The organism is Nonomuraea sp. NPDC050536 (assembly GCF_044457685.1).
Lineage (GTDB): Bacteria > Actinomycetota > Actinomycetes > Streptosporangiales > Streptosporangiaceae > Nonomuraea.
On sequence record NZ_JBITHD010000031.1, the window covers coordinates 60461 to 77246 of the forward strand.

Annotated in this window: 24 protein-coding genes and 1 pseudogene; 14 read left to right on the forward strand and 11 right to left on the reverse strand. The window is 69.9% G+C overall.

The window, feature by feature from the left end:
• Window positions 1-4 precede the first annotated feature (4 nt).
• The 3 genes and pseudogenes from ACIBHX_RS47895 to ACIBHX_RS47905 form a co-directional block, all read right to left on the reverse strand.
• Window positions 5-1276, reverse strand: coding sequence for an FAD-dependent oxidoreductase (locus ACIBHX_RS47895; RefSeq protein ID WP_397075145.1), 1272 nt, complete (start codon window positions 1274-1276; stop codon window positions 5-7).
• Window positions 1277-1286: 10 nt separating this feature from the next.
• The gene (locus ACIBHX_RS47900) at window positions 1287-1631 is read right to left on the reverse strand and encodes a tryptophan 2,3-dioxygenase family protein (RefSeq protein WP_397075212.1); all 345 of its coding nucleotides are present in this window, start codon (window positions 1629-1631) and stop codon (window positions 1287-1289) included.
• A gap of 60 nt (window positions 1632-1691) precedes the next feature.
• Window positions 1692-2063 (reverse strand): annotated as a pseudogene (locus tag ACIBHX_RS47905) (tryptophan 2,3-dioxygenase family protein); the annotation flags it as partial.
• A 112-nt stretch (window positions 2064-2175) separates the two neighbouring features.
• Here ACIBHX_RS47905 and ACIBHX_RS47910 point away from each other — a divergent pair.
• Window positions 2176-2607 carry an Lrp/AsnC family transcriptional regulator gene (locus tag ACIBHX_RS47910; RefSeq protein WP_397075147.1) on the forward strand — a complete coding sequence of 144 codons (432 nt, stop codon included), beginning with the start codon at window positions 2176-2178 and terminating at the stop codon, window positions 2605-2607.
• A gap of 67 nt (window positions 2608-2674) precedes the next feature.
• Window positions 2675-3514, forward strand: a complete 840-nt coding sequence (locus tag ACIBHX_RS47915; protein WP_397075148.1) for a hypothetical protein — start codon at window positions 2675-2677, stop codon at window positions 3512-3514.
• A 10-nt stretch (window positions 3515-3524) separates the two neighbouring features.
• On the opposite strand, the gene ACIBHX_RS47920 is transcribed toward ACIBHX_RS47915, so the two are convergent.
• The gene (locus tag ACIBHX_RS47920; RefSeq protein ID WP_397075149.1) at window positions 3525-4451 is read right to left on the reverse strand and encodes a DNA polymerase domain-containing protein; all 927 of its coding nucleotides are present in this window, start codon (window positions 4449-4451) and stop codon (window positions 3525-3527) included.
• A 99-nt stretch (window positions 4452-4550) separates the two neighbouring features.
• Between ACIBHX_RS47920 and ACIBHX_RS47925 the strand changes: the two genes are divergently transcribed.
• Complete coding sequence (locus ACIBHX_RS47925) at window positions 4551-5003, forward strand: carboxymuconolactone decarboxylase family protein (protein WP_397075150.1); 453 nt, start codon at window positions 4551-4553, stop codon at window positions 5001-5003.
• On the forward strand, window positions 5000-5398 hold the full coding sequence (locus ACIBHX_RS47930) for a hypothetical protein (RefSeq protein WP_397075152.1): 399 nt from the start codon (window positions 5000-5002) through the stop codon (window positions 5396-5398). The genes ACIBHX_RS47925 and ACIBHX_RS47930 overlap by 4 nt, the downstream gene beginning before the upstream one ends.
• Here the strand turns inward: ACIBHX_RS47930 and ACIBHX_RS47935 are convergent.
• Window positions 5350-5676, reverse strand: coding sequence for a hypothetical protein (locus ACIBHX_RS47935; RefSeq protein WP_397075153.1), 327 nt, complete (start codon window positions 5674-5676; stop codon window positions 5350-5352). The genes ACIBHX_RS47930 and ACIBHX_RS47935 overlap by 49 nt on opposite strands.
• Window positions 5677-5756: 80 nt before the next feature.
• Between ACIBHX_RS47935 and ACIBHX_RS47940 the strand changes: the two genes are divergently transcribed.
• Complete coding sequence (locus ACIBHX_RS47940; RefSeq protein WP_397075154.1) at window positions 5757-6395, forward strand: TetR/AcrR family transcriptional regulator C-terminal domain-containing protein; 639 nt, start codon at window positions 5757-5759, stop codon at window positions 6393-6395.
• Between the two features lie 20 nt (window positions 6396-6415).
• On the forward strand, window positions 6416-7252 hold the full coding sequence (locus ACIBHX_RS47945; RefSeq protein ID WP_397075155.1) for an undecaprenyl-diphosphate phosphatase: 837 nt from the start codon (window positions 6416-6418) through the stop codon (window positions 7250-7252).
• 20 nt (window positions 7253-7272) lie between these two features.
• On the opposite strand, the gene ACIBHX_RS47950 is transcribed toward ACIBHX_RS47945, so the two are convergent.
• Window positions 7273-8664 carry a hypothetical protein gene (locus ACIBHX_RS47950; protein WP_397075157.1) on the reverse strand — a complete coding sequence of 464 codons (1392 nt, stop codon included), beginning with the start codon at window positions 8662-8664 and terminating at the stop codon, window positions 7273-7275.
• A 69-nt stretch (window positions 8665-8733) separates the two neighbouring features.
• On the opposite strand from ACIBHX_RS47950, the gene ACIBHX_RS47955 reads away from it, so the two are divergent.
• The gene (locus tag ACIBHX_RS47955) at window positions 8734-9336 is read left to right on the forward strand and encodes a TetR/AcrR family transcriptional regulator C-terminal domain-containing protein (protein ID WP_397075159.1); all 603 of its coding nucleotides are present in this window, start codon (window positions 8734-8736) and stop codon (window positions 9334-9336) included.
• On the opposite strand, the gene ACIBHX_RS47960 is transcribed toward ACIBHX_RS47955, so the two are convergent.
• Both ACIBHX_RS47960 and ACIBHX_RS47965 read right to left on the reverse strand, forming a co-directional pair.
• Window positions 9333-10532 carry a cytochrome P450 gene (locus ACIBHX_RS47960; RefSeq protein ID WP_397075161.1) on the reverse strand — a complete coding sequence of 400 codons (1200 nt, stop codon included), beginning with the start codon at window positions 10530-10532 and terminating at the stop codon, window positions 9333-9335. The genes ACIBHX_RS47955 and ACIBHX_RS47960 overlap by 4 nt on opposite strands.
• Window positions 10468-10890, reverse strand: coding sequence for a hypothetical protein (locus tag ACIBHX_RS47965; RefSeq protein WP_397075162.1), 423 nt, complete (start codon window positions 10888-10890; stop codon window positions 10468-10470). The genes ACIBHX_RS47960 and ACIBHX_RS47965 overlap by 65 nt, the downstream gene beginning before the upstream one ends.
• A 115-nt stretch (window positions 10891-11005) precedes the next feature.
• Here ACIBHX_RS47965 and ACIBHX_RS47970 point away from each other — a divergent pair, with 115 nt between their 5' ends.
• Together ACIBHX_RS47970 and ACIBHX_RS47975 are read left to right on the forward strand one after the other, a co-directional pair.
• A complete protein-coding gene (locus ACIBHX_RS47970; protein WP_397075163.1) occupies window positions 11006-11590 on the forward strand; it encodes a TetR/AcrR family transcriptional regulator in 585 nt (194 codons plus the stop codon).
• Between the two features lie 10 nt (window positions 11591-11600).
• Window positions 11601-11771, forward strand: coding sequence for a cell division protein CrgA (locus ACIBHX_RS47975; RefSeq protein ID WP_397075165.1), 171 nt, complete (start codon window positions 11601-11603; stop codon window positions 11769-11771).
• Between the two features lie 10 nt (window positions 11772-11781).
• Here ACIBHX_RS47975 and ACIBHX_RS47980 read toward each other — a convergent pair whose 3' ends face one another.
• Entirely contained in the window at window positions 11782-12954 is a 1173-nt protein-coding gene (locus ACIBHX_RS47980) for an Ig-like domain-containing protein (RefSeq protein ID WP_397075166.1), read from the reverse strand.
• Between the two features lie 199 nt (window positions 12955-13153).
• Between ACIBHX_RS47980 and ACIBHX_RS47985 the strand changes: the two genes are divergently transcribed.
• Complete coding sequence (locus ACIBHX_RS47985; RefSeq protein ID WP_397075168.1) at window positions 13154-13486, forward strand: DUF4436 family protein; 333 nt, start codon at window positions 13154-13156, stop codon at window positions 13484-13486.
• 8 nt (window positions 13487-13494) lie between these two features.
• On the opposite strand, the gene ACIBHX_RS47990 is transcribed toward ACIBHX_RS47985, so the two are convergent.
• The gene (locus ACIBHX_RS47990) at window positions 13495-13917 is read right to left on the reverse strand and encodes a MarR family winged helix-turn-helix transcriptional regulator (RefSeq protein WP_397075169.1); all 423 of its coding nucleotides are present in this window, start codon (window positions 13915-13917) and stop codon (window positions 13495-13497) included.
• Window positions 13918-13977: 60 nt separating this feature from the next.
• Here ACIBHX_RS47990 and ACIBHX_RS47995 point away from each other — a divergent pair, with 60 nt between their 5' ends.
• Entirely contained in the window at window positions 13978-14619 is a 642-nt protein-coding gene (locus ACIBHX_RS47995; protein ID WP_397075170.1) for a maleylpyruvate isomerase family mycothiol-dependent enzyme, read from the forward strand.
• Window positions 14620-14625: 6 nt separating this feature from the next.
• On the opposite strand, the gene ACIBHX_RS48000 is transcribed toward ACIBHX_RS47995, so the two are convergent.
• Window positions 14626-15225 (reverse strand): NADPH-dependent F420 reductase, encoded by a 600-nt coding sequence (locus ACIBHX_RS48000; RefSeq protein ID WP_397075172.1) that lies wholly within the window; start codon window positions 15223-15225, stop codon window positions 14626-14628.
• 68 nt (window positions 15226-15293) lie between these two features.
• On the opposite strand from ACIBHX_RS48000, the gene ACIBHX_RS48005 reads away from it, so the two are divergent.
• The 3 genes from ACIBHX_RS48005 to ACIBHX_RS48015 all read left to right on the forward strand — a co-directional run bounded on the left by ACIBHX_RS48005 (window position 15294) and on the right by ACIBHX_RS48015 (window position 16756).
• On the forward strand, window positions 15294-15629 hold the full coding sequence (locus ACIBHX_RS48005; RefSeq protein ID WP_397075173.1) for a winged helix-turn-helix transcriptional regulator: 336 nt from the start codon (window positions 15294-15296) through the stop codon (window positions 15627-15629).
• 17 nt (window positions 15630-15646) lie between these two features.
• Window positions 15647-16243 carry an HNH endonuclease family protein gene (locus tag ACIBHX_RS48010; RefSeq protein ID WP_397075175.1) on the forward strand — a complete coding sequence of 199 codons (597 nt, stop codon included), beginning with the start codon at window positions 15647-15649 and terminating at the stop codon, window positions 16241-16243.
• A gap of 111 nt (window positions 16244-16354) precedes the next feature.
• Window positions 16355-16756 (forward strand): hypothetical protein, encoded by a 402-nt coding sequence (locus ACIBHX_RS48015; protein WP_397075176.1) that lies wholly within the window; start codon window positions 16355-16357, stop codon window positions 16754-16756.
• Window positions 16757-16786 lie beyond the last annotated feature (30 nt).

Genomic DNA, 16786 nt, shown 5'->3' on the forward strand with positions numbered 1-16786 from the left:
CTAATCATGTCCTTCGGCGGGCCAGGAGGAGCCCCAGGTAGCCGGCCAGTCCGAGTCCGCCCGCGGCCGCGGCGAGGGCGAGGCGCTGGCGGGTGATGCGGCGCTTGATGTCGGAATAGGGGACCGTGGAGAACGAGACGAGCTCGTAGCGCGACACGTAGCGTCCGGGCAGCAGGCGCTCGAGCGCGTGCTCCAGCCGCTTGCCCGCCAGGAAGGCGCGGGAGGCGACCCGGTCGCGCATCTCGACGAAGTTGTCCAGCGCCAGGTCGGCGATCGTGTCGGCGTTGGGCTTGCGCCGCTGCTCGTACAGCGCCAGCGCGGCGGGGAAGTCGTCGCCCGCCTCGTCCAGGCAGCGGTCCAGCTCGACGCAGTCCTCGAACCCGCAGTTGGCGCCCTGCCCGTAGAAGGGCACGATGGCGTGCGCCGCGTCGCCCACCAGGCCGATCGTCACCTCGTCACCGACCAGGTGCCACGGCGAGCAACGTACGGTGACCAGATGCCCGACCGGGTTGGCGGCGAACTCCGCGGCCAGATCCGGCATGACCGCGTCGGGGTAGTGACGGGCGAAGTACGCCAGCGGGTCCGGCAGGTCGAAGTCCGCGTACGGCCAGAACAGCGTGCAGGTGAACGAGCCGTCCGGGTTCGGCAGCGCGATCATCATGGAGGACCCGCGCGGCCAGATGTGCAGCGCGCCCGGGTCCAGGCCCGACCCGGGCGGGATGGTCAGCTCCTTGTATCCGTAGTCCAGGTAGTCCTGGCTGTAGTTCACGCCGGGCAGCCCGCGCAGCCGCTCGCGCACCGCGCTGTAGGCGCCGTCGGCGCCCAGCACGACCTGCGCCTTCTCCCTGATGGAGCCGTTGAACTCGAGCTCGCCGCCGGAGATCCCCGTCAGGCGGTGGTCGAAGCGGACCGTGACGCCCGGCAGTTCCCGCGCGGCCTCCAGCAGGAGCCGGTTGAGCGCGCCGCGGCCGATCGAGTTGATCGCCTGCTGCCCGTCGGCGCTGTAGTGCTGGAACGTCAGCGTGCCGTCCACGGCGTGCATCATCCGGCCGCGCATCGGCAGCGCCTCGGCCAGCACCCGGTCGGCCAGCCCGACCCGGCGCAGCGCGTCCAGGCCGCGCTCGGAGATGGCCAGGTTGATCGACCGGCCGCTGTCCTCCTGGCCGGTGCGCGGGTCGGGGCGGCGCTCGTAGAGCGTGACCTCGTGGCCGCGGCGGGCCAGGAAGCAGGTCAGCAGGCAGCCGACCAGTCCTGCGCCGATGACGGTGACCTCCATGGGGGGCTCCTCAAAGGTGGGTGCGGGCGGTCCACAGCTCGGGGAAGACGTCGCGGCGGGCGCTCTGCTCAAGGAAGCGCACCCCGTTGGAGCCGCCCGTGCCGGGCTTGCCGCCCATCGAGCGGCGTACGGCCAGCACGTGCCGGTAGCGCCAGTCGGAGAACTGCACGGCCAGCTCGACCAGGGTCTCGGCCAGCTCGCGCAGGTCCGTGGCGGTGCCGCGATAGACCGCCAGCCAGGCCGCCTCGACCTGGGGATCCGGCTCGGCGCCTTCGGCACGGATCTCGGCGGGCACCTCGAATCCCCGCCTGGCCAGCAGCGCGAGCACCGAGTCGTACAGGCTCGGGGCTTCCATGGCCGCCTGCAGATCGCCGTACACCCCGGGGACGCGCTTGTAGGGGCGCAGCAGCGCTGAGCTCTTGTTGCCGAGCAGGAACTCCACGTGCCGGTACATGGCCGACTGGAACCCGGACGCCTCGCCGAGCGCCGGGCGGAAGCGGTTGAACTGGTCGGGCGTCAGCCAGCTGAGCGAGGCCCAGGCGGCGTTGAGCGCCTCGAAGTGCCGCACGCTGCGGCGTAGCGTGAGCGTGGCGGACTCGGCGTCGTCGGCGTCGAGTTGGCGCTGAGCCAGGCGCCACTCGGTGCGCAGCAGCCCGAAGTACAGCTCCATGACCTGAGTGGTCACGAGGAAGGCCGGCTCCTCGGGGGCGTCGGTGAGCGGATGTTGCAGGCTGTGGAGCGTCGCGGTGCCCACATAGTCGTCGTAGGGCGTGACCATGCCTTCATCGTCGCGGTTCGCCGCCGCTCACCACAGATGCATTCGACGGTGCCAGGCCGATCCTGGTTTACGATCTGAATCCATTAACCGGCATCGGCTTTGGTAGTCACAAGGAGTGACGATGGATGCGATGGATTGGGCCCTGATGGCCGAATTGCAGGCCGATGCCCGGCTTTCCTATAGCGAGTTGTCGCGCCGGGTACACCTGTCGGCCCCCGCCGTGGCGGAGCGGGTCAGGCGCATGGAGGAATCCGGAGTCATCGCCGGATACCACGCGAGGGTGGACCCGGAGCTGGCCGGGCGGCACGTCCAGGCGGTGATCCGGATGTCGTGCTACGGGCCGCTGTGCGTGCTGCGTGACGCGAGCGTGCTGAGCTGGCCGGAGATCCTCCAGGTGGACCGGCTCACCGGCGACACCTGCTGCCTGCTGCGCGTGGCCACCGCCTCGATGGTGGAGTTCGAGGCGCTGATCGACCGGCTGGCCCAGCACGGCCAGCCGTCCAGCAGCATGATCCTGTCCACCCCTGTCGCCTGGCGCGCGGTCACCCCCTAGAACCCCGGCCGGTGCGCGGCTGAAATCTACAAGACCGTAGCCGCAGGTCAGGCCTAGCGTGGATGGCATGGACACGAACAAGGCGAAGGCTTTCATGGCCACCCACGCCCGCATCCTGGACCGGCACCGTTTCCGGGTGCTGATGGGCGAGGGCGATCCGGCCGCCACGCTGGCGGCGCTGGAGGCCTACCGCAATCCGGACGGCGGATACGGCTGGGGGCTGGAGCCCGACCTGCGCGCGGTAGAGAGCCAGCCGGGCGGCGCGTTGCACGCCTTCGAGGTGTTCCAGGACGTGCCCTCGCCCCGGGCCGTCGAGCTGTGCGACTGGCTGGAGTCGGTCACGCTGCCCGACGGCGGGCTGCCCTTCGCGCTGCCGATCAGCGATCCCGCCGGGTGCGCGCCGTGGTGGGCGGGCGCCGATCCCACCGTGTCGTCGCTGCAGATCACCTCGATCGTCGCGGCGACCGCGCACCGCGTGCCTGCTGTGGCCGGGCATCCGTGGCTGGCCCGCGCCACCGAGTACTGCAGGTCGGCCATCGCCGCGCTGGACGAGATGCCGCACGCGCTGGTGCTGGCCTTCTCGGTCCGCTTCCTCGACACCGTGGGCGACACCGACCTGCTGGCCAAGCTGGGCAGGTTCATCCCCGCCGACGGGCGGGTGCACGTGGCGGGTGGCACCGAGGAGGAGTACATGTGGCCGCTGGACTTCGCCCCCGACCCAGACGGACCCGCCCGGGCCCTGCTCGACCCGGCCGTGGTGCGGGCCGACCTGGATCGGCTCGCCGGGCTGCAGCAGGACGACGGCGGCTGGCCGGTGGACTACGCCGGCTTCTCCGCGCAGTCGCCACTGGAGTGGCGCGGCATGCTGACGATCAACGCGATCCGGATCCTGCGGATGAACCGCTGAAGCTGATGGGCTAGCCCTCGCGCTTGCGTCGCTTGCCCTCGTGCATGGCCTGGACCCGGGCCACCGGGATCGTGTGTCCCTCCTCGACCAGGTCTGCAGGCAGGGCCTGCGGCTCGGGCATCAGCTCCGCCCACGGATCGCGGTCACCGAGCAGCGCCGCCGCGGTCTTGACCGTGAAGTCCGCGGGCGTGACCCGGTCGAGGTCGTCCCAGGCCACGGGGAAGGAAACCGGCACTCCCGGGCGCACGCGCGGGCTGTAGGCGGCGGCGATCGTCGCGCCGCCGGCCCGCGTGGAGTCCAGGAACACCTTGCCTTCCCGGTCCTCGCGGATGAACGCCGTCGTCCCCAGCGCCGGGTCGATCCGTTCGGCCCGCGCGGCCAGCGCCCTGGTCGCCGCCGCCTGGTCGTCGAGCGGGGTCCCCGGCTCCAGCGGGAAGAACACGTGCAACCCCTTGGCGCCGCTGGTCTTCACCGCGCCCCGCAGCCCGGACTCCACCCCTGCCTGCCGTACGAGCTGCGCCGCCCGTACGGCGAGCGGGAACGGGCCGCCGGGCGGCGGGTCGAGGTCGAGCACCAGGTGGTCGCCGCGCAGCAGCGCGGGGTGGTACTCCACGGCGCGCTGGTTGGCGAACCACAGCAGGGTCCTGCGGTCGTTGCACAGCGCGTAGGACACCTGGCGCCGGGACGTCTCCGCCCAGACCGAGACGGTCCGCACCCATGACGGCGCGTACTTGGGCACGTTCTTCTGCATGAACGCCGGCTGGCCTGGGCGCACCCGGATCACCGACAGCGGCAGGTCACGCAGGACCGGGATGATCCGGTCGCGGACGGCGTCGAGGTAGTCGACCAGGTCCCGCTTCGTCGCGTTCGCGTCGTCGAACAGCGGCTGATCGAGGTTGGTGAGCGGTACCCCGTCTCGCGTCTCTTCGCTGGTCACCAGGCCAAGTCAACACGATCAGGAATGGAGAAGCCAGGCAAACACCTCCGCTCCTACCGTTGTTCGCAGATACCGCACTAACCGGAAGGAAGCCCGATCATGCAGGCAAGGATGAAGAACCCGGCGATGCTTCTGCCAGGCGCGATGGAGTCCGTCCAGTCGCTGTTCAAGGCCACCAAGGAAGGCGGCGTGCCTGACACCACGATGGAGCTGGTGCACCTGCGTGTCAGCCAGGTCAACGGTTGCAGCGCCTGCGTCGACGCCGGCGCCAAGAACGCGAAGAAGGGCGGCGAGACCGACGAGCGGCTGTTCGCGGTGGCGGCCTGGCGTGAGACGTCCTACTTCACCGACGCCGAGCGCGCGGCGCTGAACCTGGCCGAGCACGCGACCCGGCTGGCCGACCGCGGCGACGCGGTGCCCGACGACGTCTGGGACGAGGTGGCCGACCACTATGACGAGAAGGGCCTGGCCGCGATCGTGCTGATGATCGCCGTGACCAACCTGTTCAACCGGCTCAACGCCACGACCAGGCAGGTGGCCGGGGCCTGGTGACCGATCTGCCATCCTGGCCGGCGGACATGGTCGCGGTGCTGGTCACCGAGGATCTCCGGGCCGTGCCGGTGTCGGGGGCGGTCCGGGCCGGAGACCGTACGATTCTGCTGAGTGTGCGACGGGGCCTGCTGCGGGGGACCGTCAAGGTCATGGTGGTCTTCGAGGGGTTCGTCGCCTCCGGCACCGCCAGGATCGCGGCGGATCCGATGGCCAGGGCTCCCGGTTTCGCCGCCGTCGACGTGGACGTCAGCGAGGTGCACGGCTACCAGGGCGACCAGGAGGCCCTGGGCGAGCGCGTGAGGGCGCTCGAGCAGCTGGCCTTCATCCGCCTGTCGTGCCGGGCGGCTTATCCGGCGATGGGCCTGGACAGGTCGTCCTCGGCGACGACCTCGTAGACCGCGTTCAGCGTCGGCTCGCTGACCAGGTCCTTGATGCGCTCGTAGCGGCGGGCCTCGATCGGGGTCAGGCGCTCCATCCAGACGGGGATGTCGGCTGCCTCGGCATTCTCGATCAGCGCGATGGTGAGGAGCTCCCGGGGGTCCTCGATGTTCAGTCCACTGATGACGCGGGTGCGCGGGTCGTCGGGGACGATCTCGTCCGGGATCCAGGCCTTGCGGAAGGTGGCGTAGTCGACGCCGTCGTTGAGCCTGCGGGACATGGCGGCGATCAGCATGGGAAGCTCTCCTTCGGTTATTCTTGCACTGCAAGAGAGTTTTTCTTACGGTGCAAGATAAGTCAAGAGGTGTGCTGTCCATGGCCGATCGCAGGTCCAGGCCCCGAGCCGGGCTGAGCAGGGAGAAGATCCTCGACGCGGCGATCGACTTCGTCGACGAGCACGGCCTGGCCGCCCTGTCCACCCGCAAACTGGGCACCGCGATGGGCGTGGAGGGGATGACGCTCTACTACTACGTGTCCAGCAAGGCCGAGCTGCTGGACGGCATGGTGGAGCGGATGCTCGAGCGGTCGATGGCCCGGCTCACGCCCGACCTGGAGACGCCGTGGCAGCAGGCCGTGGCCGAGATCGCCCACGGGTTGCGCGCCACGCTGCTCGAGCATCCCGCCATGCTCGGCGTGCTGGCCACCCGGCCGGTCAACTCGCCGGGCGCCTTCCGCATCCTGGAGTCGGGGCTGGCCGTTCTCTGCTCGCAGGGCGTGGGGCTGGGGCGGGCCATGGACACGCTGAACGCGGTCACGATGTTCGTCATCGGGCACACGCTCGCGGAGGCGGGCGTCACGCCGGGCCACGAGGAGGCCTCGGCGGAGCAGGTTTCCGCCGACGACTTCCCGCTGGTGGCCGAATCCTTCGCCACCGGCGCCGGGCTCGACTTCGACAGCCGCTTCTCTGCCACAGTTGACATCTTGATCCGGGGTTTCGCGTCTCGCGAGGACTAACCCGGCAATACACTCTGCGCGTGAGCGCGATCGACATCGGCCAGGCCATCGTCCTCGGCGTGGTGGAGGGCCTGACGGAGTTCCTGCCCGTCTCCTCCACCGGCCACCTCAAGATCGCCGAGGGCCTCATGGGCATCCCGGTGTCCGACCACGCGGTGGTCGGCTTCACAGCGGTCATCCAGGTCGGGGCGATCGCCGCGGTCCTGGTGTACTTCTTCCGCGACATCGTGCGCTTCGCCGCCGCCTGGGGGCGCGGGCTGGTCAACCCGGAGGCCAGGAAGCTGCACGACTACAAGTTCGCCTGGTGGGTGGTCTTCGCCACCATCCCGATCGTGGTCGCCGGGCTGCTGTTCAAGCCCCTCATAGAGGGGACGCTGTCCTCTCTGTGGGTGGTGGCCGCCTCGCTGATCGTCGGCAGCGCGATCATGTACGTCGCCGACCGGATGGCCACGCTCAAGCGCGGCGAGGAGCACACCACGCTCGCCGACGCCATGATCGTGGGTTCGTCGCAGATCCTCGCCCTGCTGTTCCCCGGCTTCAGCCGCTCCGGCGCGACGATCTCCACCGGCCTGATCCGCGGCCTGAACCGGGTCGCGGCGACCAGGCTGTCGTTCTTCCTGTCGATCCCCGCGCTGACCGGCGCCGGGCTCTACGAGCTCAAGGACGCCACCGGCGGCGGCGTGGGCGTGCTCCCGCTCGTCGTGGGCACCGCGGTCTCCTTCGTGGTGGCCTACCTGTCGATCGACTGGCTGCTGAAGTTCGTCGCCCGCCACTCGCTCAACGCCTTCGTGATCTACCGCGTCATCGCCGGCGTGGTGCTGCTCGGCCTGCTGACCAGCGGCGTCATCAACGCCTAGCGAATGAGCCCGTCGAGGCCTCAGGCCTCGAGGAAGACGGGCGCCGAGGTGAGCTCGACCAGCACCCGGCCGTCGGCGACCCGGGCGGGGACCGCCTCGCCGTGCGCGTTCACGGCCGCCACGGCCGCGTGCGGCCACGGCCACTCGAACGGCGTGGGCGGCAGGTCCTCGCCCGTGAGCTCGTCGCGCCGCTCCCAGGCCACCACCAGCGGCGGACGCGACCCGCGATCCACCTCGAACACGTACAGCTCCGGCTTGCCCGCGACCTCCCTTCTGACCACCTCGCCCGCGCCGCGCAGCATCCGGTTGGTCAGCGCCAGCGCCCGGCCCGACGGGTAGGGCACACCCAGCGCGTCGCCCTCGTAGTCCATCAGCTTGAGCTTGTCGAACATGAAGGACATGATCTGGTACGGAACTCGCACCCCCGGCATCTCGGGGGCGAGGTTCCAGCACAGCGTGAGCCGGATGCCCGCCGAGAGGGCGAGCAGGTTGCGGATCACGATGTCGCGGCTGTTCCACCGGTGCCGCAGGCGCTCGGTCTCGGGCGGGCAGTCGTCCATGAACATCTGGATCTCGGTCGGCAGTTCGTCCATCCGCTCGTAGAGCGCCACCATGGCGTCGTGCTCCGGCGCCTTGCGCCCCAGGTCGGAGGTGCTGGTGTCCTGCTCGGCGATGGCGGGCTTCATCGCCTCCTGCATCACCTCGCCCAGGTACGGGAAGATCTCGGGGATCTGGAAGGGGACAGGGCCGTTGTACTCCCCGGCCACGACGGGCTTCTGGTAGCCATGCGCGGCCATCAGCGCCCTGCACGCCTCGATCCGCTCGGGGATCGTGTACGCGTCGCCGTACAGGTGGATGTCGAAGACGTCGAAGTGGTCGCGTGAGCGCTCGGCCAGGTAGGCGAAGACGCCGTGCTCGTCGGTGGGCGGCATCCCGGCCAGCACGATCGTGGCGGCGGGGTCCGCCTCGCGCACGGCGGCGGCGAAGACGGCGAGCTGGGCGGCGTACTGCTCGCGGGTGCCCGCCCACAGGATGGGGATCGACGGCTCGTTGTCGCACTGCCAGTACTTCACCCGCCCCGCGCAGTGCGCGACCAGCTCGCGGACGAAGGCCGCGTAGGCGTCCAGGTCGCGGGCGGGGGAGGGCGGCAGGAAGTCGGTGACCCGCTCGGTCGCCCACAGCGAGCTGGAGCAGACCGTGACCCACGCCTCCTCCTCGCCGTCGAGCTGGGCCAGCAGCGAGTCGACCGTGTCCCAGGTGAATCGGCCGGGCTCGGGCTCGACCTGCTGCCAGTACAGGTAGGCGCGGACCGCGCCGGCGCCGAGCTCGCGGGCGGCGGGCACGAACGTGTCGGGCGGGCCGAAGTGGCCGTAGGTGATCCCTCTGACGACGCCCAGGCGGAGCTCTTCCATGACGATGCCTCCTCAACAGTGTTTAGTCACTGTACCTCAACACTGTTTAGGTGACTAGGATCGGCGACGATGACCCTCGATCGTGACCTCATCGTGCGCACCGCGCTGCGCCTGCTCGACGACGTCGGGCTGGAGAAGCTGTCGCTGCGGCGGCTGGCCAAGGAGCTGGACGTGCACGCCACGGCGCTCTACTGGCATTTCGCGAGCAAGCAGGAGCTGCTGGACGCGATGGGCCGCGCCATGGTCCAGCAGGTGGTCGCCGAGGGGCCGCTGCCCCGGACGTGGCAGGAATGGCTGGCGCATCTGGCGCGTGCGCAGCGGCAGGCCGTCCGCTCACATCGCGACGGCGCGCTGCTGATGATGACTGCCAGGCCCACCGCCGAGCATCAGGTCGAGTATCTCGACCAGCTGGTCGGGCGCCTGTTGGAGGCGGGGTTCACGGCCGAGTCGGCGGCGGCCGCGTTCATCGCGGTGAGCAACTTCGCGATCGGGGCCGCCTTCGCCGAGCAACAGGGCAGGGATCTCGGCGAAGAGGCCCTGGACGATCTCATTCTCAGATCCGGCGAGCATCCCGGCGTCAGCGGGATCGTCGCCGCCGCCCAGGACCTCGACGCCACCTTCGAACGCGGCCTGGCCTGGTTGCTGGCCGGGATGCGGGCCGAGCTCGGCTAGCGGACCGTGACCGGCAGCCGGCCGGGGCCGCGCAGGTTGATCCGGCCGTTCCACTCCACGTCGCCGTCCAGCTTCAGGCCGGGGAAGCGGGTGACGAGCCGGTCGAAGGCCACGGCGGCCTCTAACCGGGCCAGTGAGGCGCCCAGGCAGTGGTGGTGGCCGGCGCCGAAGGACAGGTGCTGGCGCGCGTTGGCCCGCCGTACCAGGAACTGGTCGGCGTCCTCGCCCCAGAAGCCCTCGTCGCGGTTGGCCGAGGCCAGGCTGACCAGGACGAACTGGCCCGCGGGGATCTCGACGCCGCCCACCTCGGTCGGCTCGAGCGTGATCCGGCGGCTCTGCTGGACCGGGCTGTCGTAGCGCAGCATCTCCTCAACCGCGTTCTCCACCAGGCTGGGGTCCTCGCGCAGCAGCTCCAGCTGGTCGGGGTTGCGCAGCAGGTGGAGGGCCCCGCCGGAGATGAGGTTCACCGTGGTCTCGTGGCCCGCGATGTAGAGCAGCAGGGTCTGGGCCACGAGCTCGTCGTCGTCGAGGACGTCCCCGTCGTCCTCGGCCTGGATGAGCGCGGTGAGCAGGTCGTCGGCGGGGTTGGCGCGCTTCCAGGCGATCATCTCGCGCGCCATCTCCGACAGCTCGCGGTCGGCGTCCATGATGGCCGTGGCCGTCTCCCGGTCGGCCACCGGCTCCAGGGAGCGCACCACGATCCCGGTCAGCTTCCTGAGCCGCTCGTGGTCGGCCGGCGGCGTGCCCAGCATCTCGGCGATCACCGCGAACGGCAGCGGGAAGGCCAGTGTGCTGACCAGGTCCACCTGCCCCGCCTGTTCGATGTCGTCGAGCAGGCCGTCGGTGAGCTCGACGATGCGCGGCCGCAGCGCCTGCACGGCCCGGGGGGTGAACGCCTTGGACACCAGCCTGCGCAGCCGGGTGTGGTCGGGCGGGTCCCTGTCGAGCATGGACAGACCGGTCATGCGCGCCACCTCGCCGTCGAAGGTGTCCTGACGGATCTGCTCGAAAAGTCCCTCGGAGACCACGTGCCGCTCCTCGACCGAATGGCCGGAGCGCAGCAGCCACGACGCGTCCTCGTAGCGGGTCAGCAGCCAGAACCCGAACGGGTTCTCGTGCACGGGCTCCTGCTCACGCAGGGCGGCGTACTGGACATAGGGGTCGTCGGTAAAACCTGGTGCGAACGGGTCGAACATCGGGCCTTCCCTTCTCGTACGGCACGCCGGGGTCGATCCCCGTGACGGCCAGGACGGAGCGGCGGAATCGGTCGTGCCCCTGGGCGAGAGCGGGATGGCCGGCGTAGGCGCCGAGTAACCGGTGCATCTCCGAATAGGCCGCCGCCACCTCGGTGACCGCGGAAACGGACGAGTCCTCGAGCCGGGCCTCGATCCCGCGGAAATACCGGACCTGCACGTCGCGGAGGAAGGCGTCGAAGTCGCCGTACTCGGCCTCGATCTCGGGCAGCCAGGGCTCAAGCGAACCCCTGGCGGCGAAGCCCTCCGCGGCCGCATGGACCAGCCGGTACCTCCGGTGGGCCCGATCCCAGTTCCCCACGTGCGATCACCTACTCACTGAAGGACACATACACAGAGTATGTCGATAAACTCAGCGTATGTCATCGGCCCGCTCTCGGCGTGAGATGTATTCAGAAGCCACCAAGGCGGCCCTCATGGATGAGGCCACCGCCCTGTTCGCCGAGCGCGGATATGCCAGGACCGCCCTGGAGGACGTCGCCGCCGCCAGCCAGGTGACCAGGGGCGCCGTCTACCACCACTTCGCCAGCAAGCAGGCGCTCTTCGAGGCCGTGCTCGAGCGGATGGAGCAGGTCGTCATGACGGAGATCGCCGAGCAGGCGACCTCCTCCGACCCGTGGGAGGCCGCCGTGCAGGCGCTCGAGGCCTTCCTCGACAAGTGCTGCGACCCGCTGTACGGCAGGCTCGTCTGGCTCGAAGGTCCCGCGGCCCTGGGCTGGGGCCGCTGGCGCACGTGCGAGGAGAAGTACGCCTACCCGCTGGTCGAGGCCATGATCATGGCCCTGGTCCAGGCCGGCTACGTGGCCGACAAGGCGCTCCACAGCCTGATCAAGTTCTCCTTCTGGATGCTGGGCGGCGCGGGACTCGCCCTGGCCGAGGCGCCGGAGGCCGATCGGCGCCGGATCCGCGACGAGTGGAGTTACCTGATCCTCAAGGCGATCAGCGGATTCCAGGTGCGGCCCGCCGTACCCCGCGATAGACAGGGACGTGCCGATCTCTGAAGGAGGACGCATGCCCCGCTGGTCAGGTCCCCTGGCGGCAGCGCTCGGTCTGCTGTGGCTCGCGGTCTACTTCGTCAATCCCACGATCCTCGGGATGTTCGGCAACTGGAACCTGATGATCGGGTTCCTGCTGATCCTGGTGGGGATCGTCTTCCTGGTCCTGTCCGCGGTGAGACGCTGAGGGCCGGCGCTTACGTCGCGTTGATCGGCTTGCCCAGCGCGCTGCCCGCCAGCCAGGCGTCCCAGGACTTGGCCCACGGCGTCGGGCCGTTGCCGAACCGGAGCTTCCTGGAGGTGCCCGTGACGATGACGATGTCGCCGCGCTGGGTGAACTCGTAGAACCACTTGGCATTGGCCGGGCTGGCGTTCACGCAGCCGTGGCTGACGTTGGAGTTGCCCTGGGCGCCGGTCGACCAGGGGGCCGCATGCACGAACGTGCCGCTGTAGGTCAGCCGGACGTTCCACTTGGTCGGGATGCGGTACTCGCCCGGATGGCCGGTCGTGGCCGAGTCCATGATGATGTCGGCGGCCTTCTCCTGGGCGATCATCGTGCCCGAGTAGCTGTCGTCGCCCGGCTTGCCGAGGCTGACCGGGATCGTCTTGACGACCTTGTCGTCGTCGGTCACCACAGCCTGGTGGGTATGGGCGTTGACCTTGGTGATGTGCCTGGCGCCGACGGTGAAGGAGGTGCTGCGGTCCTTGGCGCCCCACAGGCCGTCACCGGCCTTGACGCCAGCCAGGTGCGCGACGACCTTCACCCGCTCGCCCGCCGGCCAGTACTCGCGCGGGCGGAACTGCACCTCGCGGTCGCTCACCCAGCTCCACGCGCCCTCGACCGGCTGCGACATCTGCACGGTCAGCGACCGCTCGACGGCCTTCCTGTCGGTGACGGAGTGCGAGAGCAGCAGCTGGACGGGCATGCCCACGCCGACCTTCTCGCCGTCCAGCGGGGCCATTCCGCTCTGCAGGACGCGCTTGGGCTTCAGCGTGCTGAACTTCGCCTCGCCCTGCACCGCCTTGCCATCCGCGCCGGTCGCCTCGGCCCTGACGGTGTAGGTCTCGGACGGATGGAACGGCCAGCGCGGCCGCCAGCTGCCATCGGCCGCCATGCCTCCGGCGACCTCGCGCCCCTTGCCGTCGGCCACGCTGATCCGGGTCACCTTGCCTTCGGGCACCTTCACGCTCACCGCGGCGTCGGGGGACACCTTCGTGGCGCCGTCGGCCGGCGTGATCTCCAGCTTCGCCTGCTGCTGTTGCGGTTGCTGTTGCTGACCGGTGAGTGGATTGCGGCCTCCGCCGTCGTTGGATGTGCATCCCGCTGTGAGGAGGAACGCGAGAGCAAGCGCGCCGGCCACCGTCCGCATCAACGACCCCTCTCGTGTCCGACAAGTGGTCAAATATGTACTTTAGCCACGATTTTTCATGCTCTCTCGCGAACGCACATGGCCGGTACTACCCCTCTCGGCGGTGATCACTACTCCCACGGCTGCCCTCACCCCCGGGCCACTGCGCTTCTCCGGCGCGGTGATTTCATAGAGTCATGTCCAGAAGCGCGAGTCGGGCGTGGGGTACGCCTCCTTCGACGTCCTGGTCACCCGGTCACGTGGCAGCCTCATCCTGTGCTGGCTCATGATGATCATCATGTGGGCACTGGCGTTGGCCGTGCTCGCGGCCACCTGGATCCTGGTCGGGCAGCGCCGCGGCCTGGTCTGGCCCGCCATGGCTTGGATGGCGGCCACCCTGTTCGCCCTGGTCAGCTTCCGCAACGCGGCCCCGGGCAGCCCGCCCATCGGCTCGGTCTTCGACTACGGCGCCTTCCTCTGGTCCGAACTCATCGTCGCCGCCTGCCTCGTCATCACCACCGCCGCCGGCGTCAACAAAGAGAAGACCGCATAGGTCCCGCGTCAGCGGTAGGGGTCGGTGATGTCGCGAAGCTGGGTGAGGATACGGCGGAGCTGGGCGGTGTCGCGCTTGCCCAGATGGGAGGCCCATTCGGCTTCGACTTCCGCCTCGATCTGGCGGGCCATGGCGACCGCCTCCCGGCCGCGGGAGGCGATGCGCACGAGGCGGGCGCGGGCGTCTGTGGGGTCGGGGACGCGTTCGACGTAGCCGGCGCGTTCGAGCTGGTCCACCAGGAACGTGGTCGTCTGCTTGCTCACCCTGGCCTGCTCGGCGAGATCCGTCAGGCGGGTGCCGTCGGGCCCGACGCGCTGGAAGACGCGGCTCTGCGCCAGCGTGATGTCGTCGAAGCCCGCCGCCGCCAGCGCCTCCATGACCCGGCTCTCCATCGCGCGATAGGGAATGAAGCACAGCAGGCCGAGGTTCACCGCCAACTCCTTGACATTAGACAGATTATCGAACCAATATAGTTCCATAATCGTACCATCGTGAGCGGAGCCGCGATGCACAGGGACCAGCTGTGGCAGGCCATCGACCAGGAGCGATCCAGCCTCGCCGACCTGTTCGACGAGCTGTCGGACCAGGAGTGGGAGACCCCGTCGCTGTGCCAGGGCTGGCGGGTCCGCGATGTGGCCGCGCACCTGACGCTGGCCCAGACGGGCTGGGGGACCGCGCTCGCCGAGCTGGCCACGGCGCGCGGCAGCTTCGACCGCATGGTCCACGACACGGCCGTACGGCAGGCCGCCCTGCCCGTGCGCCAGTACGGGATCCTCCTGCGGGCCATGGTCGGCTCCCGTAGCAAGGCGCCCGTGATCAGTGACCTGGAGCCGCTGCTCGACGCCCTCGTTCACGGCCAGGACATCGCCGTCCCTCTCGGCCGTGAACGCCACGTACCGCCCCTGGCCGGAGCCGCGGCGGCGCAGCGCGTGTGGGAGATGTCCTGGCCCTTCTTCGCGCGCCGCCGGATGCGCGGGATCCGGCTCGCGGCCACGGACTGCGACTGGTCCGCCGGCGACGGCCCCCTGGTCGAGGGCCCGATCGCGGCCATCCTGCTGGCCCTGACAGGGCGGCCCGCGGGGCTCTCCCGGTTGTCGGGAGAGGGGCTCGTGACGCTCCGCCGTACCGGTTGACCGCTCTCAGGCGACCTTCGGGATGGCCGCGTTCGGGTCCAGGCCGGCGAAGGCCATCCCGATCACGAATCCGGCCACCTCCTCCAGCTGACGCGCACGCTCCAGCCTTCCCAGTACGGCCGGCACTCCGCCCGCGTCCCGCGCCAGCTCGCCGGCCACCCGCAGCGCCTCCGGATCGTCGCCGCACATCGCCACCGTCACGGGCGCCGCGCCCGGAGCCCACTGCTCGGCCGGGAACAGGTGGAACGCCTTGACCACCTGCGCGCCCGGCGCCAGCGCGGCGACGCGTCCCGCCATGGACCCCTCGGTGAGCAGCACGCCGACCCCGTGCTCCACGGCGTTCGTCGGGTCGATCAGCGGGGTGCCCGCCAGGTCGCCCGCTTCGCGCAGGATGTCGGCCACGCCGTCCCATGCCACGGCGAGCAGTACGGCGTCGCGCCCGGCCACCGCCTCGTGGGGGGTTACCGCCTCGGCGCCCAACTCCTTGGCCAGCCGTACCGCCTTCTCGTGTGAACGGCCGGCGATCAGCAGCTCGTGGCCCGCCTGCGCCCACATCGCGCCGAGCGCCCGGGCGAGCGCTCCCGTGCCCAGAATTCCGATTCGCATGACGGGTACGGTAGGAGGCCCGATGTGCACCGATCGGTGCGTATCGGCGGGGCCATGATGGGGGCGTCATGAGAGAGCTCGTCGCGGACTGCCGGCTGCGTGCCGCCACCGACCTGTTCACCCACACGTGGGACCCGGTCGTCCTGGCCGCCCTGCACCAGCGGCCGCACCGGCGGCGCGAGCTGCGGGACGCGATCGGCGGCATCAGCGACAAGGCGCTGACCGAGTCGCTGCACAGGCTGACGGGCAACGGCCTCGTGGCGCGCGACGCCTACGCCGAGGCCCCGCCTCGCGTCGAGTACGGGCTGACGCCTCTGGGGCGGAGCCTCGTCGACGGCCCGATGCGGGCACTCGGCCGATGGGCGGACGAACACGGCGAGGAACTGCTCGACGCCCAGGGATAGCGGGTAGCGATCTAGGTGTGATTATCCAGCTGCTCCTCCCGCTCGCCGTACTCCCCGCCGACAAGCCCGAGCCGACCGCCGTGCGCTACCTGAACGACCTGGTCGTGGCCAGGCCGCATTCGCTGCGCGGCTACAGCCACGGCCGGTTCCTGCCGCGATGGGCGCATCACAAGGGCACCTGCGATTCACGCGAGACCGTGCTGGCTCGCGACGGTCACCGGCTGCGCAGGAACAAGGCCTGCCATCCGATCCGCGGCATCTGGTACAGCCCCTATGACGGCAAACGGCTGACCCGCCTCTCCCAGGTCGACGTGGACCACGTGGTGCCGCTGGCCAACGCCTGGATCTCCGGGGCGTGGAAATGGAGCCAGGCCAGGCGGCGCGCCTTCGCCAACGACCTGACCAGGCCCGAGCTCCTCACCGTCAGCCACTCGGCCAACATGGCCAAGGGCGGCAAGGGGCCTGCCTCCTGGCGGCCGCAGCGCCGCTCCTACTGGTGCCGGTACGCCAAGGCCTGGATCGTGGTCAAGCACCACTACCGGCTGCACGTCACCTACCGCGAGAAGATCGCGTTGGCCAACATGCTGCGGACCTGCTCGGGGCGCTTTGCCTGATCGTGGACTCCGCCCGGGTGTGACCACAGGGCGTATTCGGGCATTTACCCTATGTACCGATATGTCGCCCTTGTGTGGGCAGACGAAGGGAGCTGTGCCGTGCGGCATGCGATGGGGATCATCCTGGCGGGGGCGATCGCGACGACGGGCCTGGGTGTCACGGCCGCGCACGCGGACGCCTACTGCGACGCCGTGGCGAAGGCCAACCAGATGGGCCAGCAGATGCGCCAGGAGCTCCAGACCAACGATCCGGCCAAAATAGGCGCGACGCTGGACAAGGCGCAAACGGAGACCAAGAACGTCGCCGACGTGGCGCCCGAGAACGTCAAGGCCGACTGGCAGACCCAGGCTCAGGCCATCGGCGAACTCAAGACCGCCGTCGCGGACACCGTCAAGGCCAAGGGCGACCCGGCCAAGATGCAGCAGATCCAGCAGAAGGTCAAGGACGCCCAGGCGAAGATCAAGGAAACCAGCGCGAAGATCGCCGCCGACGCCAAAGCCCGCTGCAAGTAACCGCAACCCGGAAAGCCAGGCCCACCCGGC

Excerpts from the sequence above, each read along its gene's own strand:
- ACIBHX_RS47895 (WP_397075145.1), bottom strand. The coding sequence starts at position 1,276 with ATGGAGGTCACCGTCATCGGCGCAGGACTGGTCGGCTGCCTGCTGACC.
- ACIBHX_RS47900 (WP_397075212.1), bottom strand. The coding sequence starts at position 1,631 with ATGGAAGCCCCGAGCCTGTACGACTCGGTGCTCGCGCTGCTGGCCAGG.
- ACIBHX_RS47910 (WP_397075147.1), top strand. The coding sequence starts at position 2,176 with ATGGATGCGATGGATTGGGCCCTGATGGCCGAATTGCAGGCCGATGCC.
- ACIBHX_RS47915 (WP_397075148.1), top strand. The coding sequence starts at position 2,675 with ATGGACACGAACAAGGCGAAGGCTTTCATGGCCACCCACGCCCGCATC.
- ACIBHX_RS47925 (WP_397075150.1), top strand. The coding sequence starts at position 4,551 with ATGCAGGCAAGGATGAAGAACCCGGCGATGCTTCTGCCAGGCGCGATG.
- ACIBHX_RS47935 (WP_397075153.1), bottom strand. The coding sequence starts at position 5,676 with ATGCTGATCGCCGCCATGTCCCGCAGGCTCAACGACGGCGTCGACTAC.
- ACIBHX_RS47940 (WP_397075154.1), top strand. The coding sequence starts at position 5,757 with ATGGCCGATCGCAGGTCCAGGCCCCGAGCCGGGCTGAGCAGGGAGAAG.
- ACIBHX_RS47950 (WP_397075157.1), bottom strand. The coding sequence starts at position 8,664 with ATGGAAGAGCTCCGCCTGGGCGTCGTCAGAGGGATCACCTACGGCCAC.
- ACIBHX_RS47955 (WP_397075159.1), top strand. The coding sequence starts at position 8,734 with ATGACCCTCGATCGTGACCTCATCGTGCGCACCGCGCTGCGCCTGCTC.
- ACIBHX_RS47960 (WP_397075161.1), bottom strand. The coding sequence starts at position 10,532 with ATGTTCGACCCGTTCGCACCAGGTTTTACCGACGACCCCTATGTCCAG.
- ACIBHX_RS47970 (WP_397075163.1), top strand. The coding sequence starts at position 11,006 with ATGGATGAGGCCACCGCCCTGTTCGCCGAGCGCGGATATGCCAGGACC.
- ACIBHX_RS47975 (WP_397075165.1), top strand. The coding sequence starts at position 11,601 with ATGCCCCGCTGGTCAGGTCCCCTGGCGGCAGCGCTCGGTCTGCTGTGG.
- ACIBHX_RS47980 (WP_397075166.1), bottom strand. The coding sequence starts at position 12,954 with ATGCGGACGGTGGCCGGCGCGCTTGCTCTCGCGTTCCTCCTCACAGCG.
- ACIBHX_RS48000 (WP_397075172.1), bottom strand. The coding sequence starts at position 15,225 with ATGCGAATCGGAATTCTGGGCACGGGAGCGCTCGCCCGGGCGCTCGGC.
- ACIBHX_RS48005 (WP_397075173.1), top strand. The coding sequence starts at position 15,294 with ATGAGAGAGCTCGTCGCGGACTGCCGGCTGCGTGCCGCCACCGACCTG.
- ACIBHX_RS48015 (WP_397075176.1), top strand. The coding sequence starts at position 16,355 with ATGGGGATCATCCTGGCGGGGGCGATCGCGACGACGGGCCTGGGTGTC.